The organism is Psychrobacillus sp. INOP01, assembly GCF_018140925.1.
Taxonomy (GTDB): domain Bacteria; phylum Bacillota; class Bacilli; order Bacillales_A; family Planococcaceae; genus Psychrobacillus.
Genome location: NZ_CP073315.1, coordinates 2,911,272 through 2,934,070, shown reverse-complemented (window position 1 = coordinate 2,934,070; position 22,799 = coordinate 2,911,272). Strand labels below are relative to the sequence as shown.

At 38.9% G+C, this 22,799-nt stretch carries 22 protein-coding genes; 3 read left to right on the top strand and 19 right to left on the bottom strand.

The genetic code is table 11. The features are described 5' to 3' along the window. Nucleotides 1-295: 295 nt before the first annotated feature. The 19 genes from KD050_RS14720 to KD050_RS14630 all read right to left on the bottom strand — a co-directional run bounded on the left by KD050_RS14720 (nt 296) and on the right by KD050_RS14630 (nt 17,745). Complete coding sequence (locus KD050_RS14720) at nt 296-508, bottom strand: hypothetical protein (protein WP_211893089.1); 213 nt, start codon at nt 506-508, stop codon at nt 296-298. Nucleotides 509-589: 81 nt separating this feature from the next. Beyond that, entirely contained in the window at nt 590-1,717 is a 1,128-nt protein-coding gene (locus KD050_RS14715) for an acetylornithine transaminase (protein ID WP_211893088.1), read from the bottom strand. Next, nucleotides 1,714-2,493 (bottom strand): acetylglutamate kinase, encoded by a 780-nt coding sequence (gene argB / locus KD050_RS14710; RefSeq protein WP_211893087.1) that lies wholly within the window; start codon nt 2,491-2,493, stop codon nt 1,714-1,716. The genes KD050_RS14715 and argB overlap by 4 nt, the downstream gene beginning before the upstream one ends. After that, entirely contained in the window at nt 2,456-3,682 is a 1,227-nt protein-coding gene (gene argJ / locus KD050_RS14705; RefSeq protein WP_211893086.1) for a bifunctional glutamate N-acetyltransferase/amino-acid acetyltransferase ArgJ, read from the bottom strand. The genes argB and argJ overlap by 38 nt, the downstream gene beginning before the upstream one ends. Before the next feature lie 18 nt (nt 3,683-3,700). Further along, nucleotides 3,701-4,735, bottom strand: coding sequence for an N-acetyl-gamma-glutamyl-phosphate reductase (gene argC / locus KD050_RS14700; RefSeq protein ID WP_211893085.1), 1,035 nt, complete (start codon nt 4,733-4,735; stop codon nt 3,701-3,703). 142 nt (nt 4,736-4,877) lie between these two features. Then, nucleotides 4,878-5,744 (bottom strand): anti-sigma factor domain-containing protein, encoded by an 867-nt coding sequence (locus KD050_RS14695; protein ID WP_211893084.1) that lies wholly within the window; start codon nt 5,742-5,744, stop codon nt 4,878-4,880. Then, nucleotides 5,744-6,493, bottom strand: coding sequence for an RNA polymerase sigma-I factor (gene sigI, locus KD050_RS14690; protein WP_211893083.1), 750 nt, complete (start codon nt 6,491-6,493; stop codon nt 5,744-5,746). Before sigI ends, KD050_RS14695 begins: the two co-directional genes overlap by 1 nt. 171 nt (nt 6,494-6,664) lie before the next feature. Continuing rightward, nucleotides 6,665-7,327 (bottom strand): hypothetical protein, encoded by a 663-nt coding sequence (locus KD050_RS14685; protein ID WP_211893082.1) that lies wholly within the window; start codon nt 7,325-7,327, stop codon nt 6,665-6,667. A 229-nt stretch (nt 7,328-7,556) separates the two neighbouring features. After that, on the bottom strand, nt 7,557-7,931 hold the full coding sequence (locus KD050_RS14680) for a hypothetical protein (protein ID WP_211893081.1): 375 nt from the start codon (nt 7,929-7,931) through the stop codon (nt 7,557-7,559). A gap of 102 nt (nt 7,932-8,033) precedes the next feature. After that, nucleotides 8,034-8,426: a hypothetical protein gene (locus tag KD050_RS14675; RefSeq protein WP_211893080.1), complete on the bottom strand. Its 393-nt coding sequence runs from the start codon at nt 8,424-8,426 to the stop codon at nt 8,034-8,036. 100 nt (nt 8,427-8,526) lie between these two features. Further along, nucleotides 8,527-9,444, bottom strand: coding sequence for a DMT family transporter (locus KD050_RS14670; protein ID WP_211893079.1), 918 nt, complete (start codon nt 9,442-9,444; stop codon nt 8,527-8,529). Nucleotides 9,445-9,459: 15 nt separating this feature from the next. Continuing rightward, entirely contained in the window at nt 9,460-10,908 is a 1,449-nt protein-coding gene (panF, locus tag KD050_RS14665; protein WP_211893078.1) for a sodium/pantothenate symporter, read from the bottom strand. Further along, nucleotides 10,905-11,165, bottom strand: a complete 261-nt coding sequence (locus tag KD050_RS14660; protein ID WP_211893077.1) for a YhdT family protein — start codon at nt 11,163-11,165, stop codon at nt 10,905-10,907. Before KD050_RS14660 ends, panF begins: the two co-directional genes overlap by 4 nt. Before the next feature lie 474 nt (nt 11,166-11,639). Next, nucleotides 11,640-12,899 (bottom strand): efflux RND transporter periplasmic adaptor subunit, encoded by a 1,260-nt coding sequence (locus KD050_RS14655; RefSeq protein ID WP_211893076.1) that lies wholly within the window; start codon nt 12,897-12,899, stop codon nt 11,640-11,642. Further along, a complete protein-coding gene (locus KD050_RS14650; protein WP_211893075.1) occupies nt 12,892-13,575 on the bottom strand; it encodes a hypothetical protein in 684 nt (227 codons plus the stop codon). Before KD050_RS14650 ends, KD050_RS14655 begins: the two co-directional genes overlap by 8 nt. 16 nt (nt 13,576-13,591) lie before the next feature. Further along, the gene (locus KD050_RS14645; RefSeq protein WP_211893074.1) at nt 13,592-14,971 is read right to left on the bottom strand and encodes a S41 family peptidase; all 1,380 of its coding nucleotides are present in this window, start codon (nt 14,969-14,971) and stop codon (nt 13,592-13,594) included. Between the two features lie 141 nt (nt 14,972-15,112). Continuing rightward, nucleotides 15,113-15,925 carry a flagellin N-terminal helical domain-containing protein gene (locus tag KD050_RS14640; RefSeq protein WP_211893073.1) on the bottom strand — a complete coding sequence of 271 codons (813 nt, stop codon included), beginning with the start codon at nt 15,923-15,925 and terminating at the stop codon, nt 15,113-15,115. Nucleotides 15,926-16,503: 578 nt separating this feature from the next. Further along, the gene (locus KD050_RS14635) at nt 16,504-16,953 is read right to left on the bottom strand and encodes a transcriptional regulator (RefSeq protein ID WP_211893072.1); all 450 of its coding nucleotides are present in this window, start codon (nt 16,951-16,953) and stop codon (nt 16,504-16,506) included. A gap of 417 nt (nt 16,954-17,370) precedes the next feature. After that, nucleotides 17,371-17,745, bottom strand: a complete 375-nt coding sequence (locus tag KD050_RS14630; protein WP_211893071.1) for a hypothetical protein — start codon at nt 17,743-17,745, stop codon at nt 17,371-17,373. A gap of 166 nt (nt 17,746-17,911) precedes the next feature. Between KD050_RS14630 and KD050_RS14625 the strand changes: the two genes are divergently transcribed. The 3 genes from KD050_RS14625 (at nt 17,912) to KD050_RS14615 (ending at nt 22,741) form a co-directional block, all read left to right on the top strand. Then, complete coding sequence (locus tag KD050_RS14625) at nt 17,912-18,310, top strand: helix-turn-helix domain-containing protein (protein WP_211893070.1); 399 nt, start codon at nt 17,912-17,914, stop codon at nt 18,308-18,310. A 142-nt stretch (nt 18,311-18,452) separates the two neighbouring features. After that, nucleotides 18,453-20,033 carry a hypothetical protein gene (locus tag KD050_RS14620; protein ID WP_211893069.1) on the top strand — a complete coding sequence of 527 codons (1,581 nt, stop codon included), beginning with the start codon at nt 18,453-18,455 and terminating at the stop codon, nt 20,031-20,033. Beyond that, nucleotides 20,030-22,741, top strand: coding sequence for a DEAD/DEAH box helicase (locus KD050_RS14615; RefSeq protein ID WP_211893068.1), 2,712 nt, complete (start codon nt 20,030-20,032; stop codon nt 22,739-22,741). The genes KD050_RS14620 and KD050_RS14615 overlap by 4 nt, the downstream gene beginning before the upstream one ends. The last annotated feature ends 58 nt before the right edge of the window (nt 22,742-22,799 follow it).

Here is a 22,799-nt window from a genome sequence, read left to right as displayed (position 1 = left end):
AAAATAATATTAGTGGATTTTGGGAATAGTATTGTATTATTTTGATGCTAAATTTGCGGTAGAGTTAGTAGAAGCGCAGATTATATGCTATATAGGGATTATTTGGAAGGTTTAAGGCAGTTGGCTTTTCGCTCGGGCGAAAAGCTTTCTTTTTTTTTGGTTTTACTTGCGGAGGGATAGGGGTTTCTTGCTCTCGTGGTGGATTTACTTGCGGAGTCGGGGTGGGTACTTGCCCTTGGTCATAGAATACTTGCGTTCGGAGGTGGTTTACTTGCGGAACGCGATTATTTGGAAGTTATAAAGTAGCCGGCTTTTCGTTCGGCCGAATAGCTCCCTTTTTGGATTCTACTTGCGGACGGATTGGGGTTACTTGCTCTCGAGGTGGATTTACTTGCGGAGTTGGGGCGGGTACTTGCTCTCGGTCATATGTTACTTGCGGTTGGAGCCGGTTTACTTGCGGAACGGGATTATTTGGAAGTTTCAATGTTGTTGGCTTTTCTGTGGACATTATTAAAGGACCCGCCGAATCGGCGGGTCCTGGGGGTGAATAGCGGTTCGCTGAGCGCTTTAATTCAAGGTAAAACAAGCTTTATTTACTAAGGATTGATTGTAAAATGTCGACGGCTTGGTCAATTTCTTCGGTTGTTACGGTTAGTGGTGGCAGAAGGCGTATTACGTTTGGTCCTGCTGCTACTAGTAGTAGACCTGCTTCATCTGCGGCTGTTATGTAAGCGGCGACGTCTTCTTCGCAGACGATTCCGAGTAATAGACCTGAGCCGACTAACTGGTTGGTTGGTAAAGCTTCTTTTAATTTCTCGATAAAATAAATTGATTTTTGATTTACATCTTCAAGGAATTCCTCTGTAAATACGTTGTTTAATACAGTTTGTGCGACGGCTACTGCTAGAGGGTTTCCTCCGAAGGTCGTGCCGTGTGTACCTGGACCTAATGAGTCATGCAGATCTGCTGTTCCGAGCATTGCACCGATTGGGAAGCCTCCTCCAAGTCCTTTTGCTAACGTCATAATGTCAGGTTTCAGGACTGTTTGTTCGTATGCGTAGCGGGTACCTGTGCGGCTAATGCCTGTTTGGACTTCGTCTACTATGAGTAGGATTCCGTTGGCCGTGCATATGTCCGAGATGGCCCTAGCAAATTCCGGTGTTACTTGGTTGACTCCGCCTTCTCCTTGGATTACTTCAAGCATGATCGCGCCGACTTCCTCGTCGATTACTGCTTCGAGGGCAGCTACGTCGTTGAAAGGTACTGTTCGGAACGTTTCGAGCAATGGACCGAAGCCGTTACGTATCTTTTCTTGACCAGTAGCGGACATTGCGCCGAATGTGCGTCCGTGGAATGATTTATCAAAGGTGATGATAGTGTGCTTTCCAGTATGTTTGCGAGCTAGTTTGATAGCTGCTTCGTTCGCCTCTGCTCCGCTGTTGCAGAAAAATGCGTGAGCGAAGTGTGTATCGTTTACCAGAGTTTCAGCTAGTTTTTCTTGTTCAGGGTTTTCGAATAGGTTCGATATATGCCAAAGTTTTTCGCTTTGCTCTTGGATCGCTTGGACTACTGCAGGATGAGTGTGCCCCAGACTGAGCACAGCTATACCACTTGTGAAATCGAGATAGTTTTTCCCAGTATCGTCCGTAACGATCGTACCCTTCCCTTTGACTAGGTGAATAGGTCTGCGAGTATAGTTTTGGAATAAAGAGCTCATGCGTATACCTCCTGTTGCAAAATTGTTGTGCCCGAAAGTTGATCGCCGACGATTTGGACGGAAGGAATACCTGCTGTTAGGCAGTCAAGAGCCGCTATGACTTTTGGAATCATCCCTCCGTAGATATCGCCTGACGTGATCCAGTCAGTAATTTTTTCAGAGGTAACAGTTTCTTGTACCTCTCCATCTATTTTAATACCTGGTGTATCGGTAACTAGTTGCAAGCTTTCTGCTTTAACCGCTAACGCTATTTGACTTGCTACAGTGTCGGCATTGATGTTCAATGGGTCTCCATCTGTTGTGCAACTAATGCTTGAAATGACTGGAGTGATTCCTTGTTTCAGCAACATTTCAATAAGTGAGCTGTTCACTTGTTGGATTTCTCCAACAAAACCATATGTTGCTTCATCTAATATTGTGCATTGCAATAGCTGACTATCGTAGCCGCTAAGACCAATTGCTTGGATTCCGCTATTATTCAGCTGATGCACGAGTGCAGGATTTACTTGGCCGACTAGTGTTGACTGAACAATTCCGATTGCTTCAGCGGATGTCACTCGTATTCCATTAATAGAAGTGGTCGATATCCCGTTACTAGCAAGGGCTTTATTGATCGCTGGTCCTCCACCGTGGACGATGACGATTTCATGATTCGCTGATTGAAGTTTTTTAAAATTGGTGAAGAAGTTTTCATTTAACCCCTCGAGCATGCTACCCCCAAGCTTGATGACGATGCGTTTAGGAGCGGTAAGTTGCGTTGATTTGGACGTAGTCATATGTCAAATCGCACCCCCATGCAGTTCCTTGACCATTGCCTTGATGTATGTCGACGAAGATTTTGACTTCTGGCTGCTTCAAATAAATGATTAAATCATCCTCTGAGAAAGGAACAGGCTCGCCGTTTTCTACTACTTTAGTTGAGCCTAGCAGAATTGTAATGGCGTTTGGATCAATTGTTGCACCGCTATAGCCGACCGCAGCAATGATTCGTCCCCAATTTGCATCATTTCCAAAGATGGCCGTTTTAACAAGCGGTGAACCTACTACTGTTTTTGCGATTTTACGTGCTTCTATGTCAGTAATGGCACCTTTTACTTCCACTTCAATTAGCTTCGTTGCACCTTCCCCGTCTTTGGCAATCATTTTAGCTAGATCTTGTGACACAGCATGTAAGGTTTGCACGAAGTTTTCCCAGTCTGGGTGGTCTGGAGTTAACGTATTGTTTTGCGCCATTCCATTTGCCATTACGATGACCATGTCATTAGTCGATGTGTCGCCGTCCACAGTAATTGCGTTGAAAGTCACTTCGGTGATAGCTTTTAGTGCATCCTGAAGATGGTTGGATTCGATATTCGCATCGGTTGTTATAAAACCGAGCATCGTCGCCATATTTGGTTCAATCATACCTGAGCCTTTTGCCGTTCCTGCAATGATTACCTCTTTGCCGTCAATGGTTGTTTGATAAGTAGTATTTTTTGTTACGGTATCTGTTGTCATGATTGCTAAAGAAAAGTCAATCGCACCTTCTAGTTCATCCACTGGTTCTAACGTTTGAATACCTGTTGTTACTGGTTCCATTTTCATGAGCTCCCCGATTACTCCAGTGGATGCAACACCGATAAGTGATTGATCGATCCCTAGTTTTTCTGCAGTGAGTTTTTGCATTGTGTATGCGTCTGCTGTTCCTTGTTTTCCCGTGCAGGCATTGGCGTTTCCAGCGTTGACGATGATTGCTTGCATTTTACCTGTTTCATATACGACATCTTTTGTGATGAGTAGTGGCGCTGCTTTGATGGCATTCGTTGTGAAAACACCAGCTACACTTGCAGGTACGTCGCTAACAAGTAATGCGAGATCCTTTTTCTTATGCTTTAGACCGCAATGGATACCTGTTGCTTGGAAGCCCTTTGGCGAAGCTATGTTTTTATAGGAAATGCTTTTCATCGTAATCGTTTTTGTAGTCATCGGTTATTCCTCCTCTTTTTAGATAAATAGCGGGACTTGCTGAAGACCTGTCGTTTGGTCGAAATTAAATTGTACGTTCATATTTTGAATTGCCTGACCAGCTGCTCCTTTTACGAGATTGTCGATGACCGAAACGATTGTTGCTCGATTTGTGCGCGGGTCGACTTTCACGTGAATATCGCAGAAATTAGAGCCGTATACTTGATTTGTACCGAATTTGTTCGTTTGTTCAATGATTCGCACGAATGGATGGTTTGCATATGTTTCTTTTAATGCGTTTGTCAATTGGTTCTCGGTTACGTTCGGTTTAAGAGAGGCATAGCTTGTTGCTAAAATTCCTCTGGTCATTGGAACAAGATGTGTCGTAAAAGTGATGGGTGATGCAAGACACGCAAATATGTTAATCGCCTGTTCGATTTCCGGTATATGTTGGTGTTGATGTATTTTGTAAATTGCAGTGTTTTCGTTTGTTTCGCTAAAGTGCGTCATTTGAGATGGTTTGTTACCTGCTCCTGAAACGCCACTCTTAGCATCTATGATGAGATTCGCCCCGTCGATTAAGTTTTCCTTTAGTAATGGTAGCAATGAAAGTAGTATTGCTGTCGGGTAGCATCCTGGATTTGCGATTAAATCAGCTTGCCTAATTGCGGCTTCGTTCCACTCTGTTAGACCGTAGACACTTTTTTCGATGGCATCTAGAGGAGCAGGTGTTTTTTTGTACCACTGCTCGTAGTCTATTGGGTTTTTCAAACGGAAGTCCCCGGATAAATCAATAAGTTTTGGACCTCTTCCTATTAAAGAAGGCAAAATCTCGGTAGATACCCCTGAGGGAGTACTCGTAAAAATGACATCGTATTCTGTTAGTCTATTATGTTCGATCGCTAGAAGCTCTTGATCGTAAATATTCATTAAATGTGTATATTTATTCGAAAATTGCATTCCTTCTTCTGAAGAAGTGAATAAATCAATACGCTCGGCTTCCGGATGATTATGCAATAATCTTATTAACTCAAGACCACCATAACCCGTCGCCCCTATAATTCCTATTTTCATTCTTATCACTCCAACCGTAAGATAATGATTAGTATAATACTGCATAATTATAAAGTCAAATGTATTTTTAATTAGTTCGTAAATATTTTTCTGATGAGTTAATAAAATAACCCCCCTTCACTTTGCGCAAAGGGGGTTTGGATTAGTTATCGGAATTTTTATTGTTACCACCGCCATTGTTACCATTGTTTTTAACGGGGGCGTTTCCGTTATTCGATTTATCTTCGTTCTTTTTCTTCTCTTGACCTGGATTGCTATCAGAATTATTGTTTTGTTTGTTTTCTTTTGCCGGTAGTTTTTTATTGATTTTTGATTCGTTTTTATTTTCCTTATCCGCTAGTGGTTTTTCAGTTGGTGGATTCTTTTGTTCTGTATTTGTTGCTGATGGATTTGGTAACTTTTCCTCTTTTTTAACTTGTCCAGGAGGCTTTGTTTTTTCTTGTTTAGGTTGTACATTTTTTGGTTTTGTCTCCACAGAATTCTCTTCAGAAGATGGATTTGCTTTTTTTACTTCTTGGACCGCTTTTTCAATTTGTTTTTTTAGCTTCGGTTTGTCTTTTTTTTCATAAACGGTTGTGACAGCAAGATCTTTCTTGTCGGTACTTACTTGCTCTACTGCTTTTGCTAACACCAAATTGATTGATTGACCCTCCCAATCTTTTATCACTCCTGTAGTTGAATGAAGGGAAATAACATTGCCTTCCTCGTCTACCCCGATTTCAATAGTCGAATCACCTTCAACTTGTATGTAGGCGTAGGCAGTAGTTGTTTGGGGAAACCATGATGCAACTAAAAATATAAGTAGGACTGCTGCTATTAAGGCTGGGGCTATGAAAATTGGCTTCATTCGTTTTGAAGATGTGGCTGAAGCAATTAATTGAAACTCTGCTTCATCACCTATTTGAGCAGTTGCAATAAGTGGTGCTCCACGAAGGAACTCGCCATCTTCTGTAAGAAAAACAGAGTAGGTCGCCTTCTTTTCACAAACAATGCCTCTATATTTGCGCATCAGATGATTTCTCCTTTCACGTAGTCTTTTATATAAACGAAGTCACTGTTTAATAGAAGTACAACTGCAATTATGTATTTTCGTTGTCGTTCCAATGTTTTTCTTGATACTTCCACCAGTGCCTCTATCTCTTTCAATGGTAATTTCTTATTTTCTATTAAAAGTGCATATAGCTCTTCCGAACCTGCGATAATTTGAGCTGTTTGAAAGGCTGTTTTTCTAGCGTCCTTATGCTTCGGTGCTACTTTTGTCAGTTCGTCAAATGATAAGTTAAAGTTGGATAATAATTTACTGTATTTTATCAGTTCATCTCGTCTTGTTTCTTTAAATTGTTCTTCCGAATATGTAGTTACAGCATGCTGTTTTAATGAAAAATGTTCATCCTCTGACTCATTTTCACCGTTATCGAAGAGTAATTCTTTTTTATTTCGAACCGTTTCTTTTCGGATAAAATCAATGAGGCGTCTTTTTATAATTAAGTGGGCAAATGTTTGGAATGAAGTATTTTCAGTTGGATTGTATGCATTTATCGCCTCATGACATCCATTTAAAGCAATACTGAATTCCTCATCTTGCTCATCAATAGCTCGTTTACATATGAAACTGGCTGTTTTTTTCGAAAATTGGGTATGGGCAAGAAGGAGGTCATTTAGAACCTCCTTATCACCTGCTTGCGCCTTTGTTATAAGCTCTTGCATATTTTGTTTTGGCTTTGTTTTGAATAGACCTTGCATAATTGACAGGAGCATATATACCCTCCGTTCCCATGTTTCCCTGAACCTATTATTGTACTCGGCTGAGTGGAGAATGAAAAGCGGTGCTATTTTTAATTTAATATTTACTTAGAATACTAGACGAAATTAAAAGTATCTACACGATTTATTTCATCCTTATATAATAGTGTTTTATTTGAAATGGATTTATTTTTGGTCTTTGTTCTTTTTGTTTTCTTGTTTTTCAGCTTTGTGTTCTTCTTTCATAGCTTTCTTTTCTTCTTTATGTTCAGCTTGTAGTGCTTTGCGTTCTTCTTTTTGTTCTTGTTGTAGAGCTTTTCTTTCTTCTTTTGCAGCTTGTTTAGTTTCTTTTATTGGTTGTTTCACTACAGGTTCTTCTTTAACAGGCTCTACTACAGGAGTTTCTGTTACAGGTACTTCTGTTTTCGGCTGTTCGGACACAGGAGGCTGAACTATAGGGTCTTCTGTTTTAGGTTCTTCTTGTTTCGGTGTTTCAGTAACTTCTGCTTGTTTAGCTTCAAATTTTGCAATTGCGCGTTCTGCATTACGTTTAATCGCTGCTTTAGCAGTTTCATTACCGGCATTTTCGTAAGCTTTGGATAGGGCCGCTAGGTTTCCAGCAGTGTATCCTTCTGGAATTTCAATATCCCATCCTACTGTATCATCCGTTGTAACAACTGGTGTAGAAGTTTTCGGTGCTTCAACAGTTTCAGTTTCTTTTTGATCAAGTACTTCGTTCAAATCTACCGTATCAAACAGATTTTCGTTTGCCCACGCATAACTTGCTCCAGTTAACGTAATTGTCGCTACTAATAGAGCTGCTCCGGTTTTCTTAAATTTCATCTGCATTTTCTCATCACCTCGTATAGAATTTGTCCTTTTGTTCGGACACTTAGTTATTCGAGGGGCTTGTCCTTTTTATGGGGGTCGGATGAAAAAAAATTATTTTTACTTGCGCTCGTTTTGGAGTTACTTGCTCTTTGACTACCTTTACTTGCGGAACGGTGGTTTTTTCTTGCAAAGCGGAATATTTATACATAAAAAAAGAACGCAATTTATGCGTTCGTTTGATGACGTATTATGATTCTTTTTTGCGGAGTACTTTCATGCCTTGAAGGAGCGTTTTAGCGTCTTCGTTTAAGTACTGTTTTATTTCTTCATTTAGGAAGAGTTCTCGGTTGTTGTTCACTACTAACTTGAGTCCAGTAAGATCGAATTTAGTAGCATACGTATTTATGGAATAGATTACGGTCATTTCATGACGGCTTAATGGTTTTTCACCTGTATCTATTTTCTGTTTGATGAGATCAAACATTGCCCTAGAATTGCCACGTAAAAGTTGTCTGTTTTTTGTTAATATATCTATATTTTCTTCGATATACTTTCTAGCTGATACTAAATCTAAACTATCTATACTTTTATTAAGTTGTTTTAACAATTCTTGAAAGTCCATTATATTGCTCCTTTTGCAAAGTAGCCTTTATGTAAGTATAGGCTATAGGTTTCCTTGTGTATATGGACACTTTGAACCTAGAAGAACGCAATATGGGAGTTTTCAGTGAGAGACTGGGATTGTTTCTTGATTCTTTTGAATTACATTCAAGCTTTCTAATAGGGTTAAAGCATCATCGTTTAAATAAGCTTGAATTTCTTGTCTCATGAGTAAATCAGGGTAATTATTAACAAGCAATTTTAACCCTCGAATATCAAAGGAGCTCGCATATCTATTAATGGAATAGAGAATGGTCATTTCCCTTCTGTCTAACGGCTCACGACCAGAATCTTTCTCGTTTCTTAAAAAGTCGAATAATGCTCTTCCATTACTACGTAACAGATGTCTATAATTCCCTACTAATTCGAGGTTTTGCTCTATATATTTTCTTGCAGATATCAAGTCCAGTTTTTCCATGCTATTATTAATCTGTTTTAATAAGTCTCTGTAGTCCACTTAATCATTCCTTTAGTTCTATAATCATTCATTTCATTATAGAACTAAAAGGACTACTTTACAATTAGACATTAATTATTTTTACCCATTATATCATAAGTCAAATGTCTCGTTTTAAACTTTTGTTTCGTTTCTTCCATAAATCTTCCGCAGCTCCTGAACCTAACATGACACCTGCTACGATTAAGATAAGTCCTAGGAAATGATTGAGATGCAATACCTCTCCTAAAAATAGTGCAGAAATTATTAATGAAAACAATGGGTTTAAGTTCATGAATATTGCTGCTTTCGTTGCACCAGCTTGTCCTACCGCATAATTGTATATAAGATGACCAATTGCCGTTGATACAACAGCCGAAGCAAAGAAAACTGTCCAAAATGTCGGTGTTGTTTCTGCAAATTGTTTGATGGCACCTGGCTCTTGAATGAGACTGATCACAAATAGAATTACCGCACCGATTAGTAGCATATAGACTGTGAGCAATCGTGGATCCAATGTTTTAGAAGCCTTACTCACCACCATAAAACTTAATACTTGGACAAGTATCGCTAGGAACACATAAAAATCACCTAGATTTGCTCCCATGGTTTCACTGCCTACTAGGATAGATACTGCAACCCCAGTTAGACCAATTATAAGTCCTAACCACTGAAATTTTGAAGGGAAATATTTTAAAATAATCGCTGCTGAGATTGCTGTCAGCATAGGTCCAGTTCCTAAAATTAGTCCTCCGTGGGTTGCACTTGTAATGGACAATCCTATGTTTAGAAAATAGTGATGGGCTACCACATTGGTAAGCGTTCCGAGTAAAATGTATTTCCATTCACTAGACGTTGGTTTACGCAGTAGTTTCATTTTCCATAAAATCGGCAATACGACTAAGCCCGCTACGAATATTCGAAATGCGGTAAGTGTTACTGGTTGGACTTCTTCCACCATGTATTTGAGTAGTGATACGTTAGCTCCCCAAGCGAACATGACAAATACGAGCATTGCATATATTTTCCACTTATTCATCTGAGGATCTCCTTGTTAATATATATATTTTGTTCTTTTGATCAATAAACTGAATGACATATAGGCAATTAACGATAAGATAACCGGTATTACCACCGTATGAATGTCGAATAGATTTCCATATGCTTCGTTGTAAAAATGGAGCGCAATATAGGAAACGATTCCTGTAATCATTGAAGCAACTGCTCCGTATTTGTTGCCATATGACCAGTACAAGCCTAGTACAATCGGCCAAATAAAGGCTGCCTCGAGTCCACCAAAAGCAAATAAATTCAAAAAGATTAATAGTTCAGGTGGATTTAGTGCTAATAAAAAGACGATGGTGCCTAAAAGTGTTGTTACCCCAAAGCTTAAGGTTTTCACTTTTTTCTCGGTTGCATTTGGATTGATATAGTTAATATAAACATCTTTTACAATAGAAGAACTTACTAGGATGAGCAGGGAATCTACTGTTGACATGATCGCTGCAAGTGGCGCAGCAAGTACTATCCCAGCTAGCCATGCTGGTAGAATTTTCAGGGCAACAAGCGGAATCACTGTGTCTGCCACTTCAATCCCAGGCATAACAGGTCGAGCAAAAATGCCGATGAGATGCATATTCAGCATGATAAAACCAGTAACAAGCGTTCCAATCACTAGTGCACGGTGCATTGATCGTGTGTTTTTGTAGGACATTGCGCGAACTGCCATTTGCGGGAGCCCGACAACCCCTACTCCTACGAGTATCCAAAATGATGATACATAGGCGGCTGATAAATTCCCTTCATTGCCATATGGAGTTACAAGATTTGGATTTTCGTTCAAAAGGTCCTGCATAATATTTGGTACTCCACCACCTGCGATAATGACTGCGATAAGTAACACGAGCGTCCCGATGACCATGACTCCACCTTGCACGGCGTCCGTTACCGCCACTGCCCGGAAACCACCAATGACTACGTAAACAAGTACTGAGACAGCGAAAATAAATAATGCAGTTGTATACTTCAAGCCAGTTAGCGACTCTATTAAACGACCGCCACCAACCCACTGAGCTGTCATTGCGGAAAATAAAAAGATAATGATGCTAGCAGCTGCAAGTAATACAACCGCCTTACTATTGTTATAGCGCACTTTTAGGAAATCAATTAGTGTGATTGCGTTATATTTTCGAGCTAAAATCGCAAACTTTTTCCCAAGAATAAGCAGGACAAAATAACTCGTCACTACTTGAGTCATGGCAAGTAATACCCAGCCAAAGCCCATCGTGTATGCGGTTCCTGGTCCCCCTAGGAAACTCGAGGCACTACCATACGTAGCTACCATCGTCATGGCCAATACAAATCCGCCAAGCTCGCGCCCACCTAAAAAGTATTCCTGTAGAAAGCCACCAGTCGATGATTCTAATTTCTTACTAGACCAAAAGCCAATGAAAAAAATAATGGCAAGAAAAATGATCATTGGGATGATTACTTGTATATTCACAGCTCATCCCCCTCTTCCTCTAACGAAACATCCTTCAACACGAATTTCACAAGAACAATAACCGTAATCGCCACAAGTATAAAACCGACAATACAGCTATAAAAAAACCAATCCGGAAATCCGAGAATATAGGAATACTCCTCTACCGGTTTTGAGCCAAGCCCATACGCAAAGCCAAACCACCATATAAAATGCACAATTGCGAGCGCAACTCCAATCAGTGCCTCCCGATGTGCAATCTTAAATCTAGGATCCATTTCATCCACTCCTGCTGTTCCTAATGTTTCACTCTAGTATAGCGAAGATAAATTCAGTTGTTAAGAGGTGGGGTGCGAAAAGGTTGGGTTTTTGGGGATGAGTCTCTCGTATTGGCACGTTTTGCTCTCATATAGATCGGATTCTCTCTCGTATAAGCACGTTTTACTCTCGTATAGATGCTGTGCTCTCTCGTATAAGCCCAATTCTCTCTCATACAGCATAGCAATCTCGTATAGATCGGATGCACTCTCATATAAGCACGTTTTACTCTCGTATAGATACTGTGCTCTCTCGTATAAGCCCAATTCTCTCTCGTACAGCATCGCAATCTCGTATAGATCGGATTCGCTCTCGTATAATCACGTTTTGCTCTCATATTGATACTGCGCTCTCTCGTATAGACGCAAACCTCTCTCATACAGCACAAAAAAAACCGGAAAGTGCAATGCTTTCCGGTTTTTTCGGGGCGGTATTTATTTGTACGTTAAGTATTTTACATATTCTTTCCAACTGACAGCTTTGATGCTGTTCCAGGTCGGAAGGTCTAATGGGAATGGTAGGAACGCTTCGGCATCGACTGTTTTTTGATCTGCATTGAGGACGACGTTACCATTGTTAAGTCCTTCCGAAAGGATGGCATGTTGTTTCAAATCGAATGGTACGGTAACAGGAGTCCGAGCGATTCTACCGTCACTTGTGAGTGTGTATACTTCCGCTACTTTTTTGGAGCGGTTTAGTAACCATTTCGATTTTATCTGTACAGCATTCTCTGCTTGGTTTGTAATAATTACTGAGTTTAGATTTGCTGCAAAAGGCAAGGTTTCTAGTTGTTCGGCTAACTGGATTCGAACTTCATAGACAGGTTCGTCAATTTTCTGTTCAAATTGTTCGTATGCTGTTAGCCATTTGGATGCATTTGCAGGTACTTGTGTTTTGCCCGAAATGCTTCCTTCTACTACTCCTTCACGGTGGGTTGAGTAGTTTTTCACAGTTTGTCCTTCTTCAATATTGTGCCAATCGGACTCTTTTACGTAAGTGATGACGGATTTTTCATCTGCATATAGGTGTATGAAATAGTTTCCGTTACGCTCTTCGATAGTCGAAACAGTACCACTTATCGGACTTAATAAAGAAAGACCACTTGAATCTTGCGCAAGTTGAGCATCGACGATTTGAATTTTACGATCTATTTCCGCTTGTTTTTGCTTTGCATCAGCTATAGCCTGAGCAAAGTTACCGTCTTGGGAAACATTTACGTCTACTTGAACATTTACATCTACAATCTCATCTGTCGTTCCACCGGTTGCCTGACTATCGCCCGATGAACTAGAATCTGCTTTAGAACGTTCGGATTCTAGATCCCTGATGATAGTACGAAGCTTCGACTGCTCCAGCGTATAAGCCTGTTTCTCTGTTTCCCACAATGAACGCTGGTGTTCAGCAGAATCTGTCTTCAGTGTAGCAAGGTCGGTACCTTCCTCCACATGATCTCCCTCCGCGACAACGATATCATTAACAGCTTCTACATCAATCGTTACCGACATCTCATTTGCAGGAACTACCATAGATTCTTTTTCTAGTTCCTTTGCATATGTATTTTCATACACACGATCATATTCACTCACGTAAAATGTTCGACTGATTTGACTTTTATCCGAATAGATTAGAATCGCATTTGCCCCGATAAAAGTAGAGACAACAATGGAAATCCCTATAGTTAACCATTTATTCATTTGGTTTGCCCCCCTCGATCCATGATTCAATTGGGAGTACTTCAAAGCCCGCTGTGATGATGGCTAAAATTAATTGAATTACTATTAATATAAGAAATAGATTACGAGTGGAAATCGTTGTAAAAGATCGTAAAAAATGATACTGAATAGCAATTATTAAACCTGTAAATAGGGATAATTCATTAAAGAAATAATTGACATACGAATGTTCGATAAACGTTACTGCTAGTGGGCCAAATGAGAGGACGGAGTAATCCGTTGCGTAGCCAACTATAGCATATAAGATATAGTTAAATGCTTTTTCCATTAATAAAAGTGCTACGACGAATAATTGTAGTACCGCTACTTTTGATAATTCCACATCCGTAATTTTATGTAAAATAAACGCAATTACAAAGAAATGAAAGCCCATATATAGTAAAGACCATAAAATTGTTCCTATTAAAGAGGTAATTCTAGCAATCGTAAAAGTATCTTCATAGCCGTTGACAAATAAAGCCGTTAGTTCTTCCGTATGTAATCCCCAAATATCTCGTAGTGCGTATAATAGGACTCCAAAGATCGCGACGAACCATACCCGACTCTGAAAGCCTCGCATCGTTGCGTCATCCTTTAACGATACAATGAGTTCATTTCTATTGAAAAGATATTTCCAAAACCGAAATTCAAAAAACATTCAAGCGTTCCCCCTCTTATGGTTGAACAGTTACTTCCACATAAGCACCGTTTTTCATCAGGATCCCTTCATTCGTTTGGAAAGTCGGATGGATGAGTAGTAGATAGTCTGCTCCTTTTTCTAGTGGTGCTGTTGGTGTGACAACGAACTGTTTCGATGATTTTGGTTCAATTGTTACCGGAACGATATCGGTAGTTCCTAGTTTTACTAATTCCACTTTTTGCTTTTCGTTTTGTACTATATTGTTGGAAAAAGTAATGGTAAATTGTTTCGTTGTCGGTACATTATGTAATGCGGATATTTTTTTATAGTTTTTATTTGCTTCCACTAATGCATCTTTGTGTGCTTGTATTAGCTCGTAACCTACCACTGTTTCATAGTTCGGCTTCACGCCAGTTTTGTGAATAGGAGTACCTTTAGGTCCAGTAAAGTTTGCAATCGTCAGCTTTAAAATAGATCCATCAGAAAGGCTAAAAAATGATTGCATCGAACCTTTTCCGTATGTCGTCTGCCCATAAAGGGATGCAGAGTTTTGGTCTAGTAGCGCTGCAGCAGTCATTTCAGAAGCACTCGCACTATACCCATTGACTAGTACTTTCGTGTTTGCAGGAAATAATGAGGTTTGCTTAGTCGATTTAGTTAACGTAGACTCACTAGTTGTAATAATTTTAAATGCATCGGGGCTGTTGGGAAATAATCCAATAAGTTCTTCGGCTGTATGTACATATCCGCCGCCATTATTACGTAAGTCGAGTATAAACGAAATTGCACCTAGCTTTTGAAGTTCGACTTTTGCTTTTTGTACAAGGACTGCTCCATCATCTGAAAATGAATTCATCCCTATATACCCTATATTGCCTGCCAAGAGTTCTTTTGTTACGACAGGAATGGTAAATTTCTTACGCGTTATGTTATACATTTGTTTTGTATTGTTACTTTTCAAAATCAGTAGCTGTACTGTAGTTCCTTCTTTACCCGTGATGATTGAAGAAGCTTGTTGAACTGCCATACCAATTGTCGATATACCATCGACTGAAAGAATAATATCACCAGGAGAAATTCCAGCTTGCCCTCCTGCTGCTCCTTCAAACGTGCCGACAATTTGAATTCCACTCGCATGTTCCTCAATGGTCACACCAATGCCAGTCGTTGTATTATTGATGGTGTTTGTATATGCCTCATATTCTTCACTCGTAAAATAAGCAGAATAGGGATCTAACTGCTCCATTAGCTCATCAATAGAATTTATTCCTTCTATATTAGAGGGTAGTTCTCCTTTGTAATGCACACTAACTATACTCTTCACTTCATCTAGTGATGCTGCCAATGTGGAAATCGGAGCTAAGATTAATCCGGTAATCATAATGATTGCTGCTAAGACAGTAAACCTCTTCATCCCATTTCCCCCTTTTAAATATCTATAAACCTATCTTAACTGAAATTTACAAGAACTGCAGAAATTTCTATATTATTAATGAAAAGTAAAAATGGATTGAACAGTAAAACAACCATCAAAAACAACTGTTGTCTCAACAGATTATTTGAGAAGTTGCAGTACTCCCTGTGCTTGTTGCATATGCAAGCTTAGAACATATTGATTGGCTTGCATTAATAGACTAGCTTTAGTGAGTGCCATCATTTCCTTTGCAATATCTACATCTCTAATTCTAGATTCCGCTGCTATCAGATTTTCTTCCATATTAATTGCATTATTATAGGCATGTTCCATTCGATTTGTATAAGCTCCCATTTTGGAGCGTTCACTGGATACTTTTTGAAGGGCCTTATCTAGTTCCCCAATCGCATTATCTGCACCATCTCTCGTAGAAATGGATAAATCCTGTATACCAATACTAGCGGCACCCATATTACCTAAGGACAGTTCGATATATTGTCCGGCATTTGCACCAGCTTGAATCTTAAGAGAGGTTTGAGATCCATCTAATAACGGCTTTGTATTGAACTCAGTGTCTTTTGAAATTCTAGACACTTCTTTTTTTAATTCTTCAAATTCTATTGCTAATTGCTCTCGATCCTTGTCGGTTAACGTGTCATTTGCGGATTGAACACTTAGTTCTCTCATCCTTTGCAAAATAGAATGTGTTTCATTAAGTGCACCTTCTGCAGTTTGGACAAGGGAAATCCCATCCTGAATATTTCTCGAAGCCTGTCCTAATCCACGAATTTGTGCGCGCATTTTTTCAGAGATAGCTAGACCTGCAGGATCATCACCCGCTCGGTTTATACGATACCCGGAAGAAATGCGTTCCATCGACTTATTTACCATTGACCATTGGGAGTTCATGTTCCGCAAAATAGATAATCCAGTAGCATTCCAATTTCCAAGCATCATCTCAGCTCCTTTTTGATCCGTTAACCATTATATCGTCGTTACTCTAGTAACTTTCAATCTTTAAGGACTCTTAATTGAGGTTTTATTCATCTCACAATTATTGTTATAGGACCTCAGGTAAATAATGCCGCTTCGTTCAGCAATGCCTAAGTGACCAGCACTCGGTCAATCCTTGAAGAGAGAGTCATATGACGTACTGGTCGGACTAGTACCGATGTTGCCACACGAAGTGGCGACTTTAACCAGCCTGCACTTTAATGCAGAATAATAGTTCGCTTGAAAACGATTAATTTCTTTCAGTTTAGGAGAGTATAAATGTAACTTTTAAAACAGTTTTACGACAAATTTAATAATCGAGTTATTTCCCGGGAAATTGACAGGAAAGGAGTGTTTGTAAATGAAAATCGACAAGTTTGGATTTAATTGGGGGGACATTTTGTTTGGAGTACTCGGATCAAGCGGATTTGTGTTGTTCCTTTACTTTTTTACATCCTATTAAATTGGAAAGCACATAAAAACACCTATCGAAATACTTCTATTCGTTAGGTGTTTTCTATTTGATAAGGTTATTCAATTTAACATCCTCCATTATTTTTTTTATACTGTTGTAGTTTGTTGAATAATGACTCATCTCTTGTCGTCAAAGCAAAGTCAATCAAGCGCTCTAAGTTTTGTTGTTCTAGTAATTCGATGACTTCTTCTGCTCCTTCAATTGGGACTTCTTGTGTATCTTGGTTTGCTTCTTCTAAAATTGTTTGTAAATGTGTATGAATATCTGACACAAGCAATAATTGATAGAGTGGCAATCTTATAAACCTATTCCCTTTTTGAAAAACAAATACTTCCGACAAATTTTCTACCTGTAATGTCTGAGCATTTAAAATGATTTCTTTGCCCTCCACTGGTATAAAATGAAACAACTCATCATCTTTCCTTATGGAAAAATACTGATAGGCAAATACCATCTTAATACTGTTCCCTTCAAACTTTGTATAAAATGGTTTCATTAACTGTACTAGTATCATATTCTCCCCTCCTTTAATAGAATTTTCTGATTACTATTAGTTTATCACATTTTCTCAATTTCGTGTAGTTAATGGCATTAAATATTCTTAATAGATGGGAAATACTTAGCGCAAATGGCTTTTTTTGCTTGGTTCATTTACTTGCTCATCACTGCTGGATAGTTGCGCTCTTTCTTTATTTACTTGCATTCGTGAAGGATTTACTTGCTATCATGATTTAAATACTTGCGCTCAAGTAACATCTACTCGCTAGAGGGAGTAATTTTCCATGTATGTAGTGAGAGTTATGTTCAGGGGATAATCCTTTTTATACGAGATTAAAGCCGTTGCTAATTGTTTTCGACAATTCAACTAGCACATAAATTTTCCAGAAAAAAAAAGCGAATGCACTCTGTATCCGCTTTTAAAAACATGATCTTATTTTATGAGAGTTCTTGGTCTATGTTTTCCTTTCGCTATGGTGAAATAGCCGAATGACCGCGGGTTGTATTCAACGATAAACGTTTGAAATACTTTTTCGAGTACTTTTGATTGATTAGACTCCCCTTCATGTTCCAAATAAAAAGATAATAGGTTAGCGTTACAATCGAGTTGTAAATCATAAACAGTGAAATCCTCCGCAACAATTTGATCAATATGGGTCATCTCTTTTTCACGATATCCACTAAAATACTCAACGTACTTTTTCTTAACACCAACAACCTTTATATCTTCCTCCTTCCTTCTTGAATGATTATCATGAAACTCAAATATGGACGGTATGTAAAATTGTATTCTTTCGATATCTATCACTTCCTTTCACATTATATTAATTACTATATTTCTCATTAATGTCAGCAGATGTATATTCCTTATACTATAAACACTCGTTTTTTTTACGAATATCTCCAATTTAGCGATTTTTAATCATTGCCCTTCTAATTTCGCTCTCCTTGCATTGTATATGGGAGGGATGAATATGGCATTTGGGGAGCATTTGCGTGCTTATCGTGAAAAACTAGACATCACACAAATGGAAGCTGCTAAAATTTTAGGGATTGATCATTCCGCATTATCAAAATATGAAAAAGGCGATCTTGGTATTTCCCTCGAGTTACTTGCAAAAATAAAAGAAAAATACAAAATTCCAGATGATCAATTTTTATATATGCTCCAGGATAAGCGCTATAAAAGCGAAGATCCGATCTTAGAGGCTAGGGAAAGTAAAGCAAGATACATAGAAACCTTTCAGGATGAGTATGTCAACGAAGTCATTCACTTGAAAGAATATCGTGATTTCACAATGGATATTGTTAATTCTGCTGAGAGTGACAAAGAACGAAGAAGATATATTTTAAATCGACTAAAAAAAGATTAAAGCTTTTACTTACATCATGATAAGTAAAGGCTTTTTCTATTATTACGTCGCCTTTTAGTCAAATTGTTTTAGGTTCAGCTTTTAATCAACAGGTTTTATACGTATAATGGAAGGAAAGCCTTTTTTCTTAGGAGAGATCCGTTTGAACCTTACTTCTTATCAAAAACTTGCAACCCATTATAATAAACAGATTCACCAGTCTATGGATACGATTGCGAGAAAGCTACATCCTGCTTTGTTAGAGGATGAGGAGCTTGTCCGTCGTGCCGCTTTTTTTGTGCGTAACGGCGCTGTTTCTATAACGAATTATTACCCTCAGGAGCATCGGGTCGATTTTACGATACGCGATGTGACGAATATTGAAGTGACCTATCATATTACCAAAGATAATTTTCACTGCCCTTGTCCTATACATAAGCCGTGTAGACATATTGTGGCAGCGGTTTTTTATTTGTATCAACAAAATGATTCCTTGTCTACGTGGATTTCTGAATGGCGTTCACAGGCTGACCAGGTCCAACTTACTTTACTAAAGGATGAACGTAGTCCTAGAAGTTGGGATATTATTGTCGAAAACTTTTTCCGTAAATTCATCTCTAATTATCCACCTACAAGTTTTTATTTACTTGAATTTGCTATTCATGATTTGAAATCGCAAATTCGAAAGTCCCGTCCATTTGAACGAGAGTGGCAGCCTATTTTTGATGTGTATGTGGAACTTTCTATACTCATAAAGTCTTGGCCATATATCGAACCTCTTGCACAGTCGAATATGCAAAATCGAGTTCTTCATTTTTTAAACGAATACCTGGATGAGCTGAATGATCATTTAAACCAACTATCATCTAAGCCGCGTATGTTCGCAGCCGATCCATTTTACGATGAAATAATGGTGCGAGTTCATCATTTTTACTTTGATCTGGAAAACCTTGTACACTATCGAAAGCAGGTATATCTGTCCTTTTGGGATGCGCTCGTAACCGACAAAAATAAAAGAATGAAAGAAGTTAAATACTTAGAGGCTCTAGAGACTATAGAAGATGATGTGCCATTAAATATGGTCCTACCATACTTTTACTTAACCTTGTCCATGACCGATGAACTATTATTAGCTGCGGAAAAAATGGAAGGAAACCAGTTACTTGAGTGGGTAGAAGTATGTGAAAAGGCGCTTCAAACTGGCAAAAAAGAATTAGGTACCAACTTAGCTCGAAAGCTGCTGCCTCATGTTTCTTATTACTTAAACGAGGTAATACTAAATCCATCACGTGTTATACTCATCCGTAGATTAGAGCTTTTATTTGAAACAGTTCAGTTGCAGCCTTCAGAGTTAGAAAAAATATATCAATCTTTTGGAATGTATGGCTTACAGTCTTATTCGAACTTACTCATCAAGGAAAAGCGATACTATGATTGGATGGCTCTCCATCAATCGGCCAATTCGTCACTTGAGTATGCGGAAGCATGTGGACTTTCGGTTATAAAAGAAGAGGCTCCAGATGTTTTGCTTCCACTTTATCATCACTATGCAATGCGTTTCATTCAAGAGAAAAATCGGTATAGCTACAAACAGGCTGTTCGGATTTGGAAAAAAATGAAACAAGTAGCGAAAAAATCGAATGATACTGACTTCTGGAATGCATACGTAGAAAATGTTCGCGAAAAGTATCGCCGTCTTCGTGCACTGCAACAAGAAATAGAGAAAGGAAACCTACCATTATGACTCAGCCTTTATCTATTACGAAAGAATTTTCTTTAAATATTCACCCTTTGGAAAACGGGCAGTTTCGCCTAGTTTCGATAAATGTACCTGCCGAAAAGTGGGTACCATCCCTATATTTGAATCATCGAGAAAGCTTTTTCGGCCTCAATACGCAAATAGAAGACGATGCACTTATCGCCTCTCCCGTTGAGTTAGTTGAACTTTTTTCTAGAAAATTGAATCCATTCACATTATTTGACGGTGTCAATGAAGATTCAAATAAATGGTTAAAAACATTTAAAGATACTGCTAAAGTTTGGGCTACTCCTGACTTATGGAATTTCATAAACGTAGAAGGAAATAACCTTAAAGTTACCGCTCCAATAGATGATAGTGGGCAAACACTTCTTGTGAATGCTGTTAAACAAAAGCTTTTCCAAGCTGGGCTATCAATGGAGGACATTGAGCCACTTATACCATTTTTCAAGCGAGGGGGCTGGCCGATCAAGTCTCAGGCTACTCATCCAAGCTTATTAGTTGCACTTAGATTGTCAGAACCAGAAGCGATGGAGGATACATGGTTGCTTGAAACAGTGGTTCGCGGGAAAAAAAGCAGTGTTTACTGGACACCTGCATACCGAAAGAAATCATTACCCATAGATAAAGCACTTCCTGATAAATGGGTTGAGTTTAGTGATTTTATAGAAGAAACACAGTCAAAAATGTTTTCTCTTATTTCTTCCATCGATCAAACAAATCCAGAAACATTCTATTCTTCCACATTAACTGATGAAGAAGTACGAATGTTTCTTCGTGATGATTTAGTGAAACTACAGGCACTCGGATTTGAGATTGTTCTTCCTGCGTGGTTGAAGGCGGTAAAAGATTCAAAAATGCGTGTTAAAACGGTCGCTAAGACAGCCAATTCATATAAAACTACTGCAGGTCTAAATGAAATACTGCAATTTAATTGGAGTTTTTCTTTGAACGGTCAAGAAATTTCAGTCGATGAGTTTCAACAGATGGTAAATGAAAATCGTTCTTTTATACAGGCTGGCAATGAATGGTTTCGTATCGATTCCGCTTGGATGCACGAAGTTCGAGAGCTGATAAGAAAATCAGAGGATGAGAATTGGACTGTAAAAGAGCTATTGTTCCGTGAAATCCCTGAAGAGCTTGCACTCGCGCTTGACGACGAAGAGGAAAATGATGTGGATCCATTATTTGAATTTGAAATGCAAAAATCATTGCAAACTCTTATGACACAGCTCTCGGAGAAAAAAGGTTTCCCTTCGGTAGAGATTTCTCCTAATTTGTTGACGACTTTACGCCCTTATCAGCAGCAAGGATTAGAATGGCTCGTCTTTATGCGAAATGAAAAATTTGGAGCCTGCCTAGCGGATGATATGGGTCTCGGAAAAACTGTACAGTTGATATCTTATTTACTGCATGTCCATGAAAATACAGAGCAACCGACGCCTTCGCTTATTATTTGTCCCACTTCTGTGTTAGGAAACTGGCAGAAAGAAATTGCGAAGTTTGCTCCTTCACTTAAAGTACAGACACATTACGGGTCTTCTCGAACAAAAGAGATAGATATGACGAGTGATGTTGTCCTCACTACATTTGGAACTGCTATGCAAGATATCGATTCTCTTTCTGAAATTGTATGGACCAGTACTACGTTAGATGAGGCACAGAACATTAAAAATATGCATACTAAACAATCACGTGCTATTCGAAAGTTAACTGGTGATCATCATATCGCGCTAACTGGTACACCTGTAGAAAACAGATTATCGGAGCTATGGTCTATCTTTGACTTTATCCATAAAGGTTATTTAGGCTCGTTCCGTAAGTTTCAAGAAAATTATATAGCACCTATTGAACGAGATAATTCCGATGCAACGAAACATAAATTACGAGTGAAAATTCAACCTTTCCTATTAAGAAGAACGAAACAAGATCCAGAGCTTCAGCTTAACTTACCAGAAAAGTTAGAGCAAAGAGAGTATTGTGCCCTTACAACAGAGCAGGCAGCTTTGTATGAATCACTCATACAAGAAACCGTAAGCAAGCTCGACACACTTACTGGGTTCGAGAAAAAGGGCCTAATTCTCAAAATGCTAAGCAAACTGAAACAGCTTTGTAATCACCCTGCACTCTATTTAAAAGAGCCCTTTGATGATGCAGACGATATGCTTGAGCGTTCAGAGAAGCTGGCTCAAATTGTGACACTTGCCGGAGAAATTGCAGCGCGCGGTGAGCAATGTCTAATCTTTACTCAATATATTGGGATGGGACATTTACTACAGCATTGTTTAACAGAGCTATATGAAATTGATGCTCCGTTTTTGACTGGTAGTATGCCTAAAAACCAGCGTGATCATTTGGTAGAAGCATTCCAAGCAAAAGAGTTTCCTGTATTCTTATTATCGTTGAAGGCTGGCGGAACTGGCTTAAACTTAACTGCGGCAAGCCATGTGCTCCATGCCGATCGATGGTGGAATCCTGCAGTTGAAAACCAAGCAACCGATCGTGCTTACCGGATTGGACAGACGAACTTTGTTCATGTCCATAAATTCATCACAATTGGAACAATTGAAGAAAAAATTGATAAGCTCCTAGTTGAGAAACAGGCGCTATCAGAGGAGTTAATCCATTCTAGTCAGTGGATCACTGAAATGTCAGATAATGACTTAAAAGATTTACTTACACTGTCTATTTAATAATATTTTTATAAACCCTGACCAAGCATATTTTTGGTCAGGGTTTTCCTCTTTTGAT